This window comes from Caballeronia sordidicola, assembly GCF_001544455.2.
GTDB classification, from domain to species: domain Bacteria; phylum Pseudomonadota; class Gammaproteobacteria; order Burkholderiales; family Burkholderiaceae; genus Caballeronia; species Caballeronia sordidicola.
Window position 1 is genome coordinate 47,477 of sequence record NZ_FCOC02000019.1, and the last position, 18,393, is coordinate 65,869.

The following is an 18,393-nucleotide window of genomic DNA, read 5'->3' on the forward strand; positions in this document are numbered from 1 at the left end:
TCGAATCGGAACTGGTATGCATACCATCGCGCTGCTGCGCCCGGATATGTTCGAAGTGACCATCGATCATGCGCAGGCATCGATCGATGCGTTATTCCCCGGCTGGAACGCGCTTGACCGCCTCGGCGTGGTCATCGACGAACCATTGGGTGGCCTCGGCGCGTCGCATCTGATCCAGTTTTTCATCACCGCCTTCTATGAAGCCCGCCCGCGCCGACGGGGCGAATTGACGGTTTATCCGGAGATCTACGCGTTTCACTACGGCAGGCCGTGGGGTACACACGCCGCGTTCGACTTTTGGCCGGCGCGTCGGGAGGTGATGGTGCCGGGCGATCCGAAGGAGCTGCTGGATGCGATCAATGATCGTGGCATTACACGGCTCGCGGTGCCGGATCGTGCCGAGGCACTTCCCGAGTTTCGTCCAAAGGAAGTCGATCACGCGCTCGACCGCATCGCCTCGGGCTTCGCTTATCACGCGTGCGGCAGAGTCCGCGACGGCGATGTAACGATCCGCGGCATGGAAAAGCGAACGGAGGTCAATCCTGGTCGTGTTCTTCGACCGGTCTATCTTGATCGTCCGGTGGTTAGCGATAAAAGTTTCAAGGAAACGGACACGGCTTACATCAAATGGCTGAAGCTGCGTGCCGCGGACATCACGCCCGCGCAGAACGCGCAGGCACTTAAACGCCGCGAGGCGATTCTCTGCGACGGCGTCGCGAGCGAGACCTATCGCCGGATCGACGTAATGGAAGCGCTGGCGCGCATGGCCTCGGGCGAACGGTGACGCCAACGTTCCGCCTACCGGCGATTTCAATATATTGATATAATTCGGCAGCTTCGGGTTTCGACCATTTCCGGGCGTTGCCTGCGAATTCCTAGCGGATGTGGCGGCCATTTCTCGTGTTTACGTATCGTTTATGAAGAAAGTTTCTCTAGGATCGACCAGGAAGATGAGTTTTGCGCCGCCCTCTCGCGCATCGGACGACGGTGCGTTGGGCATGCGATTACGTGCTTTGAGGCGTGGAGCGGGTCTGTCCTTGAGCGAACTGGCCAAGCGCGCCGACGTCGCCATTGGCACGATCAGCCAGATCGAGCGTGGTCTGGCGAATCCTTCCATCCGGATTCTCGAACAACTGCGCGTCGCGCTCGACGTGCCGCTGACCACGCTGTTGGAAGGGGACGAGCCGACGCCGGAGATATCGTCATCGGACGCGAAAGAATCGAACATCGCCGAATTCGTTCGCAGATCTAGTCAGCGTCCCCAGTTTTCGGTCAGCGCTGGCGGACTCATCAAGGAACTGCTGACGCCGCATGGGCATCATGATCTGCAGTTCATGATCATCAGCCTTCCGCCCGGTTCGAACTCCGAGGAAGTGCTGATTGGGCCGGGCGAAAAGGCGGGGCTCGTTCTGGAAGGAGAAATCCGTCTGACTGTGGGAAACCGCTGCGAGGTCCTCATTCAAGGCGATAGTTTCCAGTTCAGCAGCGTCGTCGCCCATCGCATAGACAATCGCAGTGGATCCGAATCGCGTGTGTTGTGGATAATGAACACGCGCCCGCCGATTCCTCATTTCTAAGCGTTTCAGGGTACCGAAGACATGTTCGATAGTGCTTCTTCGGATGGTCGTTGCATCAGGCTTGCGATCGAGCCGACGCTGCACGGCCCTCCAGTACATGTTCGTGTTCCCATCGTCGGATGCGGCGATAGTCACTGGGAGAACATCGCGCCTTGAGATGGCAACGCGGGCACGCGCTGGGCCAATACCCGGTACAGCAATCGCACATCAGTCGCATGTAGGACGCCGTCCGCTACCTGCTTTGATATCCCGACCGTGCTCTACGGCGGGCTGGGCCGGCAGCAGCTTGTTCACGGTGACATTTTCCCGGATCGTCACGCCGCCGCGGCGCGCCGCACGCGCGAAGCTGGTGGCGGTCAGGTACGCGTCCGCGAAACCGGCTTCCGGCTCATAGCAAATCAACGCGGCATCGTTAAAATTCGCGATCGGCATCAATGCGCGCGCCTGGCGTGCGTCCAGCAGTTCCAGCGGAATGCCTTGCTGCTTTTGCTGATCAAGCGACGCACGCAGCGGTTCAAGCTTGTCGCCTTCGGCCGCCACGATCATATAGCCGCACTTGACAAGGCCACACGATGCTTCGTCATCGCCGAGATACGCGGCGAAGTTGCTGAAAACCGACCACGATTCGCGGGCCAGTTCGACATTTTCCTTCACCGAATAATGTGTGCGCAGAATGCCCGACGGTTGCGACGTCGTGCCGGCTACGATTGTCGCGCGGTCCAGCACCAGCACGTTCTTCGCGCCGAACTTCGACAGGTGAAACGCAACCGAGGTGCCGATCACGCCCGCACCAATCACGCTTTGATTAGCGAAATGACGCTATAGCGTGTCGTGCCGACGAAGTGTGGATCGTCCCGTGAATAGGCTGCGGCCGATGCGACAGCAATCGAATCCTTGTGCACGTCGAGCCCGACATAAAACTTGATCTTGTCCATGACTGTCTACGTGGTGCAGTGAACGTCGTCCAATTATCGGATGAACGTCAACGCCGCGTTCTCTGGAGGCCATCATGTCTTAGAAGGCGCGCTCAGCAAGGCAGGCCTGCTGAGCGCAAAGAAATGATTGATCGTGCCCACCTTTTGCCAGTTTTCTAGCGGGTCAAGCTGGTCGGCATCAGCCGATCCAGTGAGTACTACGCGCCGAGCCCGGTCAGTGGCGCGGATCTGGCGCTCATGCGCCGCATCGACGAGTTGCACTAGGAACATCCTTTTGCCGGCGCGCGCATGCTGATGCGCCTGCTTAAGCGAGAGGGCATAGTGGTCGGACGCAAGCATGGCGGTACATTGATGCACAAAATGGGCATCGAAGCGCTGTATCGCAAGCCGAACTTGAGCCGCAAACATCTGGCTCACAAGATTTGGCCGCACCTACTGCGCGATCGGAAAATCAAGCGCAGCAATCAGGTGTTCGCATTAGACACGACCTACGTGCCTATGGCACGGGGCTTCGTTTATCTGACTGCTGTCATCGATTGGGCTAGCTGAACCGCCCCGGGAATCGTGGAGGCTGGTTGGTTTAAGTTAATGCGGGTTCGGCGGGGATGTAGCCGAGGGGTTCCATCAATCGATGATGATTGAACCAGGCCACCCATTCAAGCGTTGCCAACTCGACGGACTCCCGTGTTGGCGAGTCTGTGTCGGAGTGATGTATCAACGTTCCATCGCCACTTGGGCGCCGCGCATCAAGTGCTTGTTCAAGTGCATCCAGAACGAAGTCTTTAGTCATCGACGAACTGACGCGCCAACCGATTGTGGCGCGACAATCTGGATGAGACAGCGGGTCATTCGGTGAGGTCGATGCCGTGGTGATCCTCCTGTGTCGGTGGCACGCCCACGTTCTTTGGTGTCGCTCGACTGGCCGAGCGTCCCGGTCCCTGCTGCTTGCGCTGCAGCGCAGTACGGCGACGGTAGCTTTCGACGTTCAGCTCAAAGATGGTCGAGTGATGGACCAGCCGGTCGACGGCGGCCACCGTCATGGCCCGGTCGGGGAAAACCTTGTCCCATTCGCCAAATTGGTAATTGCCCTACTACCAACCCCCGCCTCGTGAGATTCATCCGAGCTTTGTCCAAACATCTCGAGCACAATCACGCATTATGCATTATGTCAAATAATCAGGATAGCTAACAGAAGTCGGCAGCCGTATCGGCTTTGGCAACCAGCCGTGGAGAATACAAAAAGGCGCTGCACTGGCCAGTGCGAGTGGCGAGTGCGATTGAAGTCCCTGTGAAATTACTTACCCGCATAGCCGCGTCTGGAGTACTAGTGGTCGTCGCTCTTGGTGTCGTCACGTTCGCCCAGATCAAGTTCGCACCGCAATCCGCTGACAACAACCGGTCGCACGGATCGTCCTGAACGTCGAATCGCAATTCAACGGCTGAGCGACTCCACCGCCGTGTATAGCCTGCGCCCCGCAGGCAAATAAAATCCGCTAGGCTCCGAAGAGCACTGACGGGTTTGAGCTACTGATTTCGGACTCGCATATCAGGCGACGGTAATGGAGTTGACGCCTGCTCATGCTCCTCCAGCGACTTGTCAGCCGCCATGTCCAGTGCATCCAACACGTTGACAAGCCACCAATCGTCAATTTGAGACCCTTCATCGTGGCCGCGTGAGACATGCAATCCTCGCCTTCGACGTTTCGATTGTCAGAAACTTGGAGAGCGTGTCACCACACAGATCCATCGCAAGCCGGCCCTCCCGCCTTGAGCAAATTGTGACCGCGCAAGTTGAGGCGCGGCCGAATCCAGAATGTGCCCAGCCGTCGCATATCCGAATTACAGCTTTTCGGCTTGGTAAACATAGGAGTACGAATTCAACGTCGATACTTCGACTTAATATTGATGTTCACGCAGAAATTACCTGACGTAGGGCCGTAATTTTTATCGAATTTACGGAGGTGTTCGCGGTGGGCATATTGACCAAGATCGGGAGGATATATTTCCGTGAGAAGGTTCCGCTGCGCGAGATTGAGAGGCATACGGGCCTGCCCCGAAACACGGCGCGCAGCTGGCTGCACCAGACCGATTCTGTCGAGACGAAGTATCCAAGGCGTGTCAGTCCGAGCGTTATTGACGAGTGGGCCGCACAGTTGACGGGCTGCCTGCGGGCGGACAGTTATCGCCGGAAGCGCGATCGGCGCGCCGCGCGATTCATGTTCGAGGCGATCCGCGGCGAGGGTCAACCAGAAAGTGTAGGCAACGATTCTGCAGTGGACCGAAGCGCGCTCAAACGCTGACCTCCAATCTGGGATGCTGCTCCACGCGAATTGACCATAGTACGGCCCTGCCGTCTCGTAGAAACGGATGCTAGCCATAGGCCAAACGCACGACGTTTTGAGGGGCACCAAGGACGGCGAGGCATCAAGATCGTGGTCGACTCCGCATGCAAACAAGATTGAGGTAAATCCACGACCGGATGCTCTACTACGAATGCCTTGGTTGGGCGCACAAAGGTATCAATTGCGCACTCAAAGCATCGGTCCAAAAGGGACAAACGCGAGCGCGCATCGCGAGGAGAAGCCGCCTCTCCGTCTCGGCGTTCTCAAGGAAATCGCAAAAAACTGAATATTACTGAGCGGTAAACGAATTTTCTGAATGAAATTTGTACGGATATGGTCAGCCTGTAAGCACGAAGGGCGGCCCTAAGTGTTCACTACCGAAAGGATTGGCAGGTGCCAATACTGACACCGGTCTTGCTCTTTTCATCAGATAAACCGAAGTCTGCGGCTAAAGGGAGCTGACGTGAAAATTCGAATCAACTGTTTGGTGATCTGTTTCGGAGCCTTGGCTGGCAACGCATACGCACAGAGTAGCGTAACGCTTTACGGAATCGTGGATGCAGGCTTTACCTACAACACGAACAGTGGCGGGCACTCTCAGATCGCGCTGACTAGTGGCAATGGTGCTGGCAACCGGTGGGGGCTGAAGGGTACAGAAGACCTTGGGGGAGGCCTCGCTGCAGTCTTCGAACTCGAAAATGGCTTCTCAATCGTGAATGGCTCCATTGGCCAAGGCGGGACATTTTTCGGCAGGCACGCCTACGTCGGGCTTTCGAGTCGAGACTACGGCGTGTTGTTGCTCGGTAGACAGACCGCTTTAAGTAACGACTATGTAGGTCGCTTTGCCTCCGGTTCCTCATGGGCGGCGGCTGGCACAGGCTATGGGGCCCATGTCGGCGATATCGACAATTTGGTCGCTGTAAATCGGACGAACAACACCGTCAAATATCGTACACCGGATTGGCGAGGTCTGACCGCTGCTGGAGCCTATGCTCTCGGCGGAGTTGCTGGAGACTATACGAGAAACCAGATCTGGCAAGCAGCGCTGAACTACGCCAATGGTCCAGTCAACCTCGCGGCGACTTACCTTGTGGCAAAAGACCCGAATTATTCGTTCTTTGGTAACACTGCAAAGGGCAGCGCAACTGCCACTAACCTCGGCAGCACGCCGGCATACGCAGGATTCGCAAACGCTGGAATCCAAAGCATTTTTGCTGCGGGCGGTCAATACAAACTGGGCGCGCTGATGATTGACGCAGTCTATAGCAATGTCCAATTTTCCGACCTTGGCGCAACATCGGTGACGGGCTTGACTCCCAAAGAAACTGCATATCGAGGAAAGGCAACATTCAATACGGAGGAGTTGAATTTGATGTACTACCTCTCTCCGAGCTTTATGGTTGCTGCCGCATACAACTACACGAAGATGGTCGGTCCAGATGGGGAGCATGCACACTATTCGCAAGTAAATGCAGGTGCGCGCTATTTCCTCTCCAAGTCGACAGGTCTATATCTGGTGGGAGTTTGGCAACGCGCAGGCGGCACAGACTCCACTGGTAAGCCGGCCGTAGCAACCATCTCGAGCGTAACGCCTTCGACCGGGCGATCCCAGCTTGTCGTGACAGCAGGTCTCACTAAACGCTTCTGATAGGGGGAAACATGTTTCAACCTGGCACGGCAGCATCGGGCAAACCAGAATCGACGTCTCTTAAACGAGTAGTGTTCGCGAGCTTCGCGGGGAGCACGATCGAATGGTATGACTTCACAGTTTTCAGCGCCTCTTCCGCACTGGTTTTCAATAGGCTCTTTTTTACCAGCTTCAGTCCAACGGTGGGCTTGCTCCTCGCCCTTCTCACCTATGCGATCGGTTACCTGGCGCGGCCGTTGGGGGGGGTGATATTCGGGCATTTTGGAGATCGACTTGGACGCAAACCAGTGCTAATCATCACATTCATGATGATGGGCGGAGCGACCATCATCATGGGTTTGCTGCCGACCTTTGAGCAAGTTGGAGTGGCCGCACCAATCGTTCTCACCATCTTGCGTATCACGCAGGGTATTGCGTTAGGTGGTGAATATGGTGGAGCAGCATTACTGGTGAGTGAAACCTGTCCCGCTGACAAACGAGGTCTTTACTCCAGTTCGACATTGGTAGGTCTCGCCGCCGGCACAATGCTCGGAACCATTGTGTTTGGTCTGTTCAGGACGATGCCGCAGGACGAGTTTTTCAGCTGGGGATGGCGAATGCCTTTCCTTCTCAGCATCGTTCTCGTAGTCATCGGTCTATGGATCCGGATGCGAATCGATGAAACACCGGAATTCCTGAAAGTAGAGAAAAGCCACAAAGTTTCGAAGCTACCGATTGCCGAAGTCCTTAAACATGATCTCAAGCGCGTGCTGCTCGTCTGTGCAGCCCGTTCCGGGGAGACCATGCAGTTCAATATCGTGGCTGTCTTTGGGCTTCGTTACGTTACGCACAACCTTGGAGTTCCGCCATCGGTTTATCTATCAGCGATGAGCCTCTCGTCATTCCTTTCGATCTTCATCATGCCGCTGAGTGGCGCGCTGTCTGATCGTATTGGAAGAAAGCCAGTCGGATTGCTTGCGGGGATTGCCTCACTCGTTTTCGGCGCCGCCTATCTACCTCTTGTGACAACAGGTAGTACCTTACTCATAAGTCTTGCGGTCATTCTGATGCTCGCTATTTCTGCTGGGATCGGAAACGCTCTTCCAAGTGCCTACTTCCCGGAACTATTCAAACCGGAGGTTCGCTACACGGCGGTATCCCTCGGTTATCAGCTCGGGACAGTCGCTGGAGGACTGACGCCAGCTATTTCTACGTTGCTCTATTTGCACTTCGGCATTGACGCCATTGCTGCGTATCTGGCTGTCGCGGGGCTGCTGGTGATCATGGCTTTCTTCCTTCTCCCTGAGACGCTGCCACGCGGTTCGAGATCCGGGTTTTGAATCTGGCGAGTCCTCCGCCTACACGTTTCGTTTTACCGTGAAATGCGTAAACTCTATTTTCTATGGTGCAATAAAAATGTCCGAATCTAAGGTGAGTGCAAGGCTTACAGAGGGTCTTGCTGAAGAGGTCAAGAACTTGATTATCCAGCCTCGACTGCAGGGTTTCGCAAAGGTATTTATCGCGCTCTCCGATGTCAATAAAGCTCATCTAGTGATGCTGGCTGAGAGGGGATTGATAAATCGCCACCACGCTCATCAGATAGCATCCGCGGTGATGGAAATCGAAATTGAAGGCGCCAGCGCAATAGAATTAGACGCGGCCCGTGAAGACGCGTACTTCAACTACGAAGCGCATCTGATGGCGAAGATTGGTGATGACGTGGGCGGCCGTTTGCATACTGGACGTAGTCGCAACGATGTGCTTGCGACACTTGACAGGATGAAGTGTCGACAGGCACTGCTTGAACTGATCGATGCCTTGCATGCCCTGCGAGATACAGCCTTACGTCAATCAGTGAAGCACATTCACTCGATCATTCCTGGCTACACTCATCTGCAACCGGCTCAGCCTATTAGCTACGGGTTTTACCTCGCAGGGGTAGCTCAGGCTCTGGAGCGCGATACAGCTCGGCTGAACGAAAACCTTAACGGGATGAATTCATGTCCTCTCGGTGCAGCTGCATTTGCCGGCACAATCTATGAGATTGATCGGCAGCGGACGGCTGAACTACTGGGATTTGATGACTATGTTGAGAACGCGCTGGATGCCGTCGCATCGAGAGATTTCATGGTAGCCACATTGGCGGACCTCAGCATGCTCGCTATTTTCTGGAGCAGGGTAGCCCAAGATTATTTTGTCTGGTCGACTGCGGAGTTTGGGATCATCGAATTTCCGGACAGCGTGGCGACAACCTCGAGCATCATGCCGCAAAAAAAGAATCCAATTGTTCTCGAGTATCTGAAAGGTCGGGCGGGGAATATCATTGGAGGATTACTGAGCGCTACGATTGCAATCAAGGGAACAAATTTCAGTCACGCAGGGGATGCAAATCGTGAAAGTTCTGCGTCGTTTTCAGATGCTGTAGATGAAGCGATCAGGTGCATCAAGCTGCTTGAGTTAGTGCTGCGCACAGCATCGCCTATTGAAAAAGTTGCAATGCGGTTGGCGAGTAGGGACTTTTCAACGGTCACGGCATTAGCGGATCTGATTGTTGTTGAGAGAAACTGGCCGTTTCGCTCAGCTCATCACGTTGTAGGCGCTGCAGTAAAAGACGCGCTCGAAAAAGGTCTTGGTGCAGACGCCATCAGTGCGCACATGCTGGATATTGCTGCACAGGAACAAATGGGCGCAACGCTAGGATTTTCAGAAAAGCAGGTTGAGCAGTGTCTCGATCCTGTTGCGAATGTCCACGCGCGCCGCTCGGCAGGGGGCCCGAGTCCAGACGATGTAGAGGTTCGAGTCGCCGCTGCGATTGAGAGGCTTGATGTCGAGAAGTCACGCCATAAAATCAAAAAGGAGTGCCTGATCGAACGTCGTCACGAACTGAATGCCGAGGTTAAGAAACTTGCCGCCGTAGGCCCTTCCTGATCATCTGTCGGGATACGATGTCGACTTGGTGTGTCAAGAGCATCGAGCATCGCCAGTCTCATATGGACGCCCCGACCGTGCGTATCGCAGGGGTAGTGCCCTTCGCACGCCAGTTTACGGCTTCCTGGCCTGCGGCTAAAATTATCTTCCCATCCTCAAGTCATGATCTTTTTCAACTGGTCCAATCCGTATTCGACGCCGCGCCTTCCCGTGTTTGCCCGTAACATTGTTTCCACTTCGCACCCGCTCGCTGCACAGGCCGGCCTTCGCATGCTGTGGAAGAGGGGTAACGCGATCGATGCCGCCATTGCCGCAGCCGCTGCGATCACGGTGGTCGAGCCCGTCTCGAACGGGTTGGGCAGCGACTGCTTCGCGCTTGTGTGGGACGGCAAGAAGCTACACGGTCTGAATTCGTCGGGCGTTGCGCCCGTTGCGTGGAATCTTGACTACTTCAAGCGCAAGTATGGCGAAAACAACGGCCTCGCCATTCAGCCCAAGCGTGCTTGGGATACCGTTGCGGTGCCAGGCGCGGTTGCCGGCTGGGAAGAGCTACACGCGAAATTCGGAAAGCTGCCGTTCGCAGATCTTATGGCGCCTGCCATCGAGATCGCAGAGCGCGGTCACGCGGTCGCTACCATAGTGCAGCGCAAATGGGCCGCGGCCGTCCCTGAGCTCAGGAACCAGCCGGGTTTCGCCGATACCTTCGTGCCGCACGGCCGCACGGCCGCGCGCCCGACGTGAGCGAGTTGATGCGTCTGCCGGGTCACGCAAAGACGTTGCGTCTGCTTGCCGAATACGGCCCGCGTGCTTACTACGAAGGCGAGATCGCCGAGCGGATCGCGGCCTGTTCAAGGGAGTGCGGTGCTGCGATGACCGTCGACGATCTGCGCAAATTACGTCCGGACTGGGTCGAACCCATCAGCAAGGATTATCGCGGCTACACCGTGCACGAGATTCCGCCGAATGGGCAGGGCATCGCCGCGCTCATCGCGCTCGGTTTGCTCAACCAGTTCGATATGGCGTCGGTGCAGCGCGACGCCGTCGAGTCTCAGCATCTGCAGATCGAGGCAATGAAGCTGGCGTTCGCGGATACGTATCGTTACGTTTCAGACCCTCGGACGATGGAGGTGACTTCCGAGCAAATGCTCGACGACAGCTATCTGAAGGAGCGCGCGAAGCTGATGGACCCGACGGGCGCGACCAAGTTCGATTTCGGCATGCCACGGTCGGGCGGCACAATTTAAATGTCGGCGGCGGACGAGAACGGCATGATGATCAGCTTCATACAGTCGAACTACATGGGCTTCGGTTCGGGCGTTGTGGTGCCGGGGATGGGCATCGCGTTGCAGAACCGCGGCTGCGGTTTCTCAATGAATACGAAGTCGCCGAACGTGCTCAATGGGGGCAAGCGTCCCTTCCACACTATCATTCCGGCGTTTCTGACCCGGCAAGTCAACGGTCAGCGCGAAGCGGTAATGAGCTTTGGCGTGATGGGCGGCGACATGCAGCCACAGGGGCATCTGCAATCGGTGGTGCGAATGCTTGACTACGGCCAGCAGCTTCAGGTCGCGTGCGATGCGTCGCGCTGGAAGGTCAACCGCGATTTCTCCCTCGATATCGAATCAACCTTCGATCCGGGGGTGTCGGATGCACTCGAAGGGCTTGGGCACGAGATCAAGAGTATCAACGATCCGTATATGGATTTCGGCTCGGGTCAGTATATTTGGAAGTTGGATCACGAGAACCCGGATCGCGGCTATGTGGCGGCAAGCGATTCACGCCGCGGTGGCCTGGCCGCTGGGTTCGAAGGCTTTTAATTTCGAAATTTTCTGTGTTTCGCACGAGACGTCGCACTGAAAAGCCGAGATCTACACAATCAATTTGGGATATTTATAAATGGATGCTGAGAGCTGTCATACGAAAGGTATTTCAAATTGGATTGCTGTCACAAACCCCTTCACCGGAGCACAAATCGGAACTATTCCAGATGTGCCTGCGGAAGAAGTTCCGCGCCTCGTCGAAGACGCAAAAAGAGGAGCCTGCAGGAGTCGTCGAGTTCCCCGGCATATACGCGCGAGCATCCTCAACCGATGTGCGTCGTCCGTCGAGGATGCTAGTGAAGAGTTTGCGGATCTAATCTCGGCCGAGACTGGTAAAACGAGGATACAAGCAACGAAGGAAGTGGCTCGTTGCGTTAACACCCTGAAGCTGTGTGCCGATGAAGCTCGCCGCAATATCGGGGAGGTTCTTCCGTTTGATGCTTATTCAGGATCAGAAAATCGTCAAGGATGGTTCACACGCGAGCCACTCGGCATCATTCTCGCCATTACACCGTTCAATGCACCGTTGAACCTGGTGGCCCACAAGTTGGGCCCTGCAATAGCAGGTGGAAACGCTGTTGTGTTCAAACCGTCAGAGCTGGCCCCTCTTTCCGGGCTTCGGCTGGTAAAGTGTTTTAAAGACGTTGGATTGGAAAATGACATCATCACGGTTGCTACCGGTGGAGTGGCGCTTTCTGAGGCGTTAGTTCGCAGGAAAGAAATACGAATGATCTCGTTTACAGGCGGATTTGAAACTGGTGAGAAAATTGCTCGGGCAGCTGGTTTGAAGCGCCTCGTAATGGAGTTGGGCGGTAATGCCGCTGTCATCGTCATGCCGGATTGCGATCTCAGCCGGGCAGTTGAATACTGCATATCTGGCGCTTTTTCTGGTGCCGGTCAGAATTGCATAAGTGCCCAGAGACTCCTGGTTCATGAAGATATCTACGGTAGGTTTAAGGAGGCTCTGGTTGCGCGTACGCAGGACCTGAAGGCAGGAGATCCCTCGCTACCGGAGACGGATATCGGACCTATGATCACTGAAGAAGCCGCCATACGCGCGGAGGCAGCTGTCCGCGACGCTGTGACCGCCGGCGCCACTCTGCTGTGCGGAAATGTTCGCAAGGGCGGGGTCTATACGCCAACTGTCCTTGAGAATATTGACACCGGCAGCGACATCTGGACCCGCGAGATTTTCGCGCCCGTCGTTCTCCTTCACCGTATCAAGTCACTTGATGAGGCTGTCGAATTGGCTAATCAGCCAGACTTCAGTTTGCAAGCTGGAATTTTTACGAGCGATTTGGAAACCGCACTCGGCGCAGCAGCCGCCTTAGACGCTAGTGGCGTCATGATTAATGACTCGTCAGATTACCGCTTCGATGCAATGCCGTTTGGAGGCTTTAAGTACGGCAGCATGGGGCGCGAGGGGGTGCGCTTCGCTTTTGAAGAGATGACACAGCCGAAGGTGGTGTGCATCCGCAGGAACAGGCGGCTGTAGCGCCGGTCGTTCCGGGCAGATTACATACCTCCCCGAACATGCACAAGACGATGACCCGCGATGCGGGTCATCGATAATTACCAGCCGATTGCGTAGGCGGTGCGTCGGGGATCTGCTCCAGCGACTCGTGGGCCATACTCTGTGTCGCAACATATTGCGCACAAAGCACCAGCCTGGGCAATGAAATCGGGCCATTTCTCAATCCGATGTCCTTTTGCCGCCAGTTCCACTAACGTAGCCTCAGGGATCCTTCCTTCCGCGCATAGCTTACCCGGTGTGTAGTTGTGCGGATGTTGCGACGCTGGGAAGTTGAAGGTCGCCACACGGGGCTGTTCGATAGCCGACTGTGGGTCGAGACCGAAATCAACAAGATTGGTTACCAATTGGGTCATTGCCTGTGGTTGTACATCCAGCCCCGGCGTACCAAAAGTCATGGCCAGCTTCCCATCTTTGAGCATCAGCGCCGGGCTTGGCGTAAGACGTGGACGCTTGCGCGGAGCGAGCGACGACGGGTGATTCGGGTCAAGCCAGCTCTGAAAACCGCGAGGTGAAAGCACCACGCCAACGTCAGGAACGACGGGGGTATATCGCACACCATCGCTGGGCGTTGCAGAAAACCCGTTCCCTTCGGAATCGACTACGCATAGGTAACTTGTATCCGACCCGAGTGGCCCGGGTTGAGGAGCCGGCGCCGAATATTTTGTGGGAGATTCGCGCCCTTCGTAAAGCCAGGGGTTCCCGGGCTCAGGCATATCGTTCCACGCAGAGTCGGGGCGTATCCGCTCAAACCATTGGCGGGCATATTGCTTGTTGAGCAGTCCCTTGATGGGAACGTCAACAAACTCGGGATCGCCATAGTAAGCGTGTCTGTCGGCAAAGGATCCTTTTAGGGATTCGATGATTGCGTGCAAGGCCCGCGGAGAGTTATGTCCATACGATGCTAGATCGAAATGCTCAAGAATGTTCAGCGTTTGAGCCAGTACCGGACCTTGGCACCATGGACCACAGGTAAATACCTCGTATCCTCGATATGTGCTACTGACTGCTGGCTCAATGCCGACCGAAAAACTGGCAAGATCGTCGTAGTCTAGGAAACCTCCCTGTTCCTTCGAGAAACGAGCCATTTTCTCCGCGATATCTCCTTTATAAAAGACATCGCGTGCCTCCATGATAGCTTCGGCTCGCCCCTTTCCAACTGCCGATCGCTCGGTATCCACAAGTACTTTTAATGTTTTCGCCAGCATTGGCTGACGCACAATATCGCCTGGCTGAAGCGGCGTTCCATCGGGACGAAGATAGTCTGAAGATGACGGCCAAAGTCGCAGGTTGTCATGAATCCCCGTCAGCATGTGTGTCATGAGGCGGCTCGCGGGGAACCCGTCGACGGCAAGTTCCAATGCAGGCTGGAGAACTTCAGCGAGCGGCAGTGTTCCGAATCGTGCGAGCGCGGTTAACCACGCGTCACACGCGGACGGAGTGATCGCGTTTTTGACGCCCAACGGAATTTCACCATTCAGTTCGTCCCTGAAGTGTTCAAGGGTGGCAGTTTGAGGCCAGCGTCCGAGACCAGAGATCGTAAGAACTTGCTTTGATTTCGCCAAGTAAATGATGATTGGTGCGACTCCCCCGAGATTGGTGAGGTCTGGTTGCACAATATTGATACAGACACCTGCGGCAACTCCTGCGTCAACCGCATTTCCGCCTTTGCGCAGAATGCGCATACCGGCTTCGGCGGCGAGGTAATGACCGGCCGAAACAGAACATTTCACCGACGCTATCATTGGACGATAGGTTGGAGTAACGAAAGTTGCCATGTTGATCTCCAGGTTAGGCCCACGCAAACCGCGAGCATCAGTCTGACTGATATCCGAGTGCTATGTTAAGCGACGAAGATTTCCGAATCCTATTCAGATTTGAATCAAACATATTCATAATTTTTATTTTCACTAGGTTTATCCCATATTTTTTTGACACTGTAAGCTTCTGAGGGCCGCCGCCGAGATACGCATGGTGTGGGCATCCTACATACGGTGCTGGTGCTACGAATCGATGTCGGGAGGCAAAGGGATTGAATCAAAAGCAACTTGAAGCGTTCAGGTTGGTTATCAAGACCGGGAGTTTGACCACTGCATCGCAGCAACTTCATGTGTCGCAGCCAACTATGAGTCGGTTGTTAAGTGAACTCGAAAAGTCCATCGGACTTAAGCTGTTCGATCGACGCCAGGGAAAGATCAGTGTTCGCTCAGAAGCCCTCGCGTTTTATGAGAGCGTGGAGAAGGTATTTCTCGGTGCGAACTATCTTCGACGTGTTGCCGAAGAAATACGAAATAGTGTTGGTGTGCGACTACGAGTGGGCTGTCTACCGGCACTCGGGCTTACCTTCATGCCAGAGATCATCGTGGGCTTTTACACGATGCACCCAAGAACCAGTATTGAATTGACCGTGGCCACATCATCGTCGGTTGGGGAGTCGATAGCGGTCGGAGCTTCTGATATAGCAGTGGTGGAAGGAACTCCGAATCTGATCGGTGTGGACCTCCTGAAGTCTTTCAGCATTCCACGCGTGGGCGTGATGCGAGCGGATGATCCTTTAGCGCAGAAGCAGGTGCTGGATCTAAATTCCTATTCGGCGGGACGGATAGTTTGGATGGCGTCGGTTGCCAATGCTCAATCAACACTGGTTCGAGATCTCGGGCGCTGTGCGCCCGATAGTAGAGGTTCACTTTTCGTGAATCTGGCGAGTACAGCGTGTCGGTTCGTTTCGCTCGGTGCTGGAATTGCGGTGATCGATCCGATCACCGCGATGTCGCTGCCGCTTTCTGGCCTTGTCATCAAGCCACTTGAGCCACAAATGAAGTTCCAGTTTTCGATACTGCGCTCGGAAAAGCTCGTCTTATCGAAAGAAGCTAAGACCTTTCTGGATGCGTTGGTCACGCGTTGCGAAGCGATCGAAAAGGGGTTGTTTGCGTCGGACACCGTGGTCAGCTAATCTCAGAGGGACGACAGAGCCTCCGAATGGAGAGATCTATGCTCCTTATTTCCATTTCAGCAAGACAGCGCGGCAACGTTGTGCCGTGCGGATGGTTATTCTCGTTAAGTTCCACGCTATCAAATTTGGCTAGCTTTCCTTAGTCTTCTTTTCGCAATTCTTCTTATCGATTGAAAACTCTTATGATAGATGAAAAATATTCTGTAGTACTATGTATGTAAGTTGCGGTAAAGTTGATTGCAGCGATCCATTGTTATTGATCTCCTTGCCACGTTTTGCAGCATCGTGTAAGGTCAATGATGTTCAATGTGTGCAGCACGGGAGAGTTCGCCCTTGAGGCGACGCCGACGGAGCAACCGCCCCGGAAACTCTCAGGCAAAAGGACCGCGTTGCAGGAACATCTGGAGAGCGACGCTTCGTGCGTACACCGTAGGGGAGTCTCTTGCATCGTGCGACGCACTCGTTGAGACGAAACTCTCAGGTACAGGTACAGATGGGGCATCGACGCCGACTAAGATTATTGGCCCTACAGTCGGCGATGCTCAATCAAATCTGGACTTTGAGATGCCAAGAATCACCATTATTGGAGCTGGAGTTACCGGCGTTACTACAGCCTACGCCCTCGCCCAGAGGGGTCACCAAGTCACCGTATATGAACGACATCGATATGCAGCGATGGAATGTTCGTTCGCGAACGGAGGCCAGCTTTCCGCGAGCAACGCGGAAAGCTGGAACAGTCAGGCGACTGTTCTGAAAGGCTTGCGTTGGATGTTCAGACGCGACGCTCCCCTGTTATTTAATCCGCGACCAAGCTTGCACAAGTATGGCTGGATCGCTGAGTTCTTACGTCAGATACCTAAATATGAATCGAACACGATTGAGACAGTGCGCTTGGCTATCGCGGCGCGGGGGCATTTGTTTGAGATCGCGGAACGAGAGCATATAGCGTTTGATCACCAGGCTCGCGGCATTCTGCATTTCTATGCAACTCGCAAGGAGCACGATGCAGCTTGTCGGGTAAACGCCTTATTACGGGAAGGCGGCCTCGATCGTCGCGCCGTTACCCCAGAAGAGATGCGAGCAATTGAACCGGCACTCTCTGGCGATTTCTACGGCGGATTTTTCACTGATTCAGATTCGACCGGGGACATCCACAAATTTACTCGTGGACTATCCATCGCATGCCAACGAAGCGGCGTTGTGTTTTTCTACGACAAGCCCGTACAGTCGATTAGTCCCTGCGAATCCGGACGGATAGCCATTGCGAGTGGGAATGATCGTGAAACATTCGACAGCGTGGTGATCTGCGCAGGCATAGGCAGCCGTGCATTTGCATCAATGGTCGGTGACCACGTGAACGTCTACCCCGTAAAGGGTTACTCAATCACAGTATGTCTCGATGACATAGAAAGTCGAGCAGGCGCGCCATGGGTCAGCCTACTTGACGATCGCGCAAAGATCGTCACGAGCCGGCTGGGTGAAGACCGATTTCGCGTAGCGGGAACAGCGGAATTTAACGGCGTCAATCGGGACATCCGCGCAGATCGTATTGTGCCTCTGATTGACTGGACTCGTCGCTATTTTCCGCGCGTCTCAACCTCGCGCGCTATTCCGTGGGCAGGGCTGCGCCCAATGTTACCGAGCATGATGCCGCGGGTGGGTCGAGGGAAACTTCCTGGCGTTTTCTATAACACTGGGCATGGCCATCTCGGTTGGACATTATCAGCAGCGACTGCTGAATGCGTCGCTAATGCAATAGCATAATTGCTCCAGCATTGGATGTTGGCTACATATCCTTGTAAGTTGCAAGGCACAAAGTGGCCTTTGGTTACGATTTGCTCTCAACCTGCCGAGTCGATCTGGGTGTCACTCAACTAGATCGACTCGGACGCGTGGAGGTCCGGCGATTTTGACAGGAACCTGAGCTTTTGGCGTAATGAAACGCACGCGCATTTCTAGAGATTTGATTGCCCGCGGTATCCATCGACTCAGATGACCTCAACTAGTCTCGCAACCATGCCGCGCCTCCTACTACCGCCGGCATGGACCGGCCTACCGAGGCCGGCTATTTAGCGGTCGATTTCATTCCGGTTTTTCGCTTGAGGCTTGCCTCGATGCCGTTCAGTCGGCATCGAGCATCCTTACCGCATTCTCACGAATTCAATTACGAGCAGGATAATATCTCGGTAACAGCGACATTTCTTCTATCCTTCATCAAGGTTTTGATTGCCGTCTTTTCCGAGTGCCAAGCACGTCACAGGTCTGATGCCGCGTAACCCATTTGGTACAAGTGCTAGCCAGATCCATTCCGTCAGCTCAAATATGTGCCGTTGGTTCGGAAGATTCACGGCTTCAAAAGCTGGGCTTCAGTGTCATAGCGGATAGTTAGTCGACAGGGGACACTTCGCTCCAGGCATTCAATTTGGCGCAGACTTCCGCATTCTTCGTTTCGATATTGCGAACGGCGTCGCTGCCAAGCGCTATGCGGAAAGGCGGCTTTTCGGGATTTACAATTTTCGTCAAAGCTTCAGCTAGTTTTTCGGGGTTACCGGGCTGTTGGAAGTTTGCTCGTACCGCGTAGGCGCGCGTCGCTCCAGATGTATGCGCGTAGTCATTGATGGTTTTCTTCGCCATCTTGAGAGAGATGACGTCTAGAAAATTCGTCCTAAAAGAACCGGGT

At 54.8% G+C, this 18,393-nt stretch carries 11 protein-coding genes, 6 pseudogenes and 1 riboswitch; of the genes and pseudogenes, 11 read left to right on the forward strand and 6 right to left on the reverse strand.

From position 1 onward, the window contains the following. Window positions 1–16: 16 nt before the first annotated feature. Together AWB64_RS23915 and AWB64_RS23920 are read left to right on the forward strand one after the other, a co-directional pair. Window positions 17–784: a hypothetical protein gene (locus AWB64_RS23915; protein WP_060857918.1), complete on the forward strand. Its 768-nt coding sequence runs from the start codon at window positions 17–19 to the stop codon at window positions 782–784. A gap of 214 nt (window positions 785–998) precedes the next feature. Then, window positions 999–1,577: a helix-turn-helix domain-containing protein gene (locus tag AWB64_RS23920; protein ID WP_244164187.1), complete on the forward strand. Its 579-nt coding sequence runs from the start codon at window positions 999–1,001 to the stop codon at window positions 1,575–1,577. A 3-nt stretch (window positions 1,578–1,580) separates the two neighbouring features. Here the strand turns inward: AWB64_RS23920 and AWB64_RS31090 are convergent. The 3 genes and pseudogenes from AWB64_RS31090 to AWB64_RS31420 all read right to left on the reverse strand — a co-directional run. Further along, window positions 1,581–1,764, reverse strand: a pseudogene (locus AWB64_RS31090) (IS5/IS1182 family transposase); the annotation flags it as partial. 62 nt (window positions 1,765–1,826) lie between these two features. Then, a pseudogene (locus AWB64_RS23925) lies at window positions 1,827–2,375 on the reverse strand (NAD(P)/FAD-dependent oxidoreductase); the annotation flags it as partial. Next, on the reverse strand, window positions 2,372–2,512 hold the full coding sequence (locus AWB64_RS31420; RefSeq protein WP_208603310.1) for a hypothetical protein: 141 nt from the start codon (window positions 2,510–2,512) through the stop codon (window positions 2,372–2,374). The pseudogene AWB64_RS23925 and the gene AWB64_RS31420, both read right to left, overlap by 4 nt. Before the next feature lie 81 nt (window positions 2,513–2,593). Here AWB64_RS31420 and AWB64_RS32370 point away from each other — a divergent pair. Then, window positions 2,594–3,058: pseudogene (locus tag AWB64_RS32370) on the forward strand (IS3 family transposase); the annotation flags it as partial. Window positions 3,059–3,092: 34 nt separating this feature from the next. Here the strand turns inward: AWB64_RS32370 and AWB64_RS31305 are convergent. Then, window positions 3,093–3,335 (reverse strand): annotated as a pseudogene (locus tag AWB64_RS31305) (IS3 family transposase); the annotation flags it as partial. A 22-nt stretch (window positions 3,336–3,357) separates the two neighbouring features. Continuing rightward, window positions 3,358–3,597, reverse strand: a pseudogene (locus tag AWB64_RS23935) (ATP-binding protein); the annotation flags it as partial. Between the two features lie 885 nt (window positions 3,598–4,482). Between AWB64_RS23935 and AWB64_RS23940 the strand changes: the two are divergent. From AWB64_RS23940 to AWB64_RS23965, 6 genes and pseudogenes are all read left to right on the forward strand, one after another. Further along, entirely contained in the window at window positions 4,483–4,812 is a 330-nt protein-coding gene (locus AWB64_RS23940; protein WP_244164188.1) for a hypothetical protein, read from the forward strand. Window positions 4,813–5,317: 505 nt separating this feature from the next. Continuing rightward, entirely contained in the window at window positions 5,318–6,502 is a 1,185-nt protein-coding gene (locus AWB64_RS23945) for a porin (RefSeq protein ID WP_244164189.1), read from the forward strand. An 11-nt stretch (window positions 6,503–6,513) separates the two neighbouring features. Then, window positions 6,514–7,821: an MFS transporter gene (locus AWB64_RS23950; protein WP_063493274.1), complete on the forward strand. Its 1,308-nt coding sequence runs from the start codon at window positions 6,514–6,516 to the stop codon at window positions 7,819–7,821. A gap of 76 nt (window positions 7,822–7,897) precedes the next feature. Next, window positions 7,898–9,409 carry an argininosuccinate lyase gene (argH, locus tag AWB64_RS23955; RefSeq protein ID WP_060857923.1) on the forward strand — a complete coding sequence of 504 codons (1,512 nt, stop codon included), beginning with the start codon at window positions 7,898–7,900 and terminating at the stop codon, window positions 9,407–9,409. Between the two features lie 162 nt (window positions 9,410–9,571). Continuing rightward, window positions 9,572–11,226: pseudogene (locus tag AWB64_RS23960) on the forward strand (gamma-glutamyltransferase family protein). 79 nt (window positions 11,227–11,305) lie between these two features. After that, complete coding sequence (locus tag AWB64_RS23965) at window positions 11,306–12,724, forward strand: aldehyde dehydrogenase family protein (RefSeq protein WP_060857924.1); 1,419 nt, start codon at window positions 11,306–11,308, stop codon at window positions 12,722–12,724. 77 nt (window positions 12,725–12,801) lie between these two features. On the opposite strand, the gene AWB64_RS23970 is transcribed toward AWB64_RS23965, so the two are convergent. After that, the gene (locus tag AWB64_RS23970) at window positions 12,802–14,538 is read right to left on the reverse strand and encodes a gamma-glutamyltransferase family protein (RefSeq protein WP_060857925.1); all 1,737 of its coding nucleotides are present in this window, start codon (window positions 14,536–14,538) and stop codon (window positions 12,802–12,804) included. Window positions 14,539–14,792: 254 nt separating this feature from the next. Between AWB64_RS23970 and AWB64_RS23975 the strand changes: the two genes are divergently transcribed. Both AWB64_RS23975 and AWB64_RS23980 read left to right on the forward strand, forming a co-directional pair. Beyond that, entirely contained in the window at window positions 14,793–15,713 is a 921-nt protein-coding gene (locus tag AWB64_RS23975; RefSeq protein ID WP_060857926.1) for a LysR family transcriptional regulator, read from the forward strand. A 308-nt stretch (window positions 15,714–16,021) separates the two neighbouring features. Next, window positions 16,022–16,110, forward strand: a riboswitch (glycine riboswitch). Between the two features lie 167 nt (window positions 16,111–16,277). After that, on the forward strand, window positions 16,278–17,477 hold the full coding sequence (locus AWB64_RS23980; RefSeq protein ID WP_060857927.1) for a D-amino acid dehydrogenase: 1,200 nt from the start codon (window positions 16,278–16,280) through the stop codon (window positions 17,475–17,477). The last annotated feature ends 916 nt before the right edge of the window (window positions 17,478–18,393 follow it).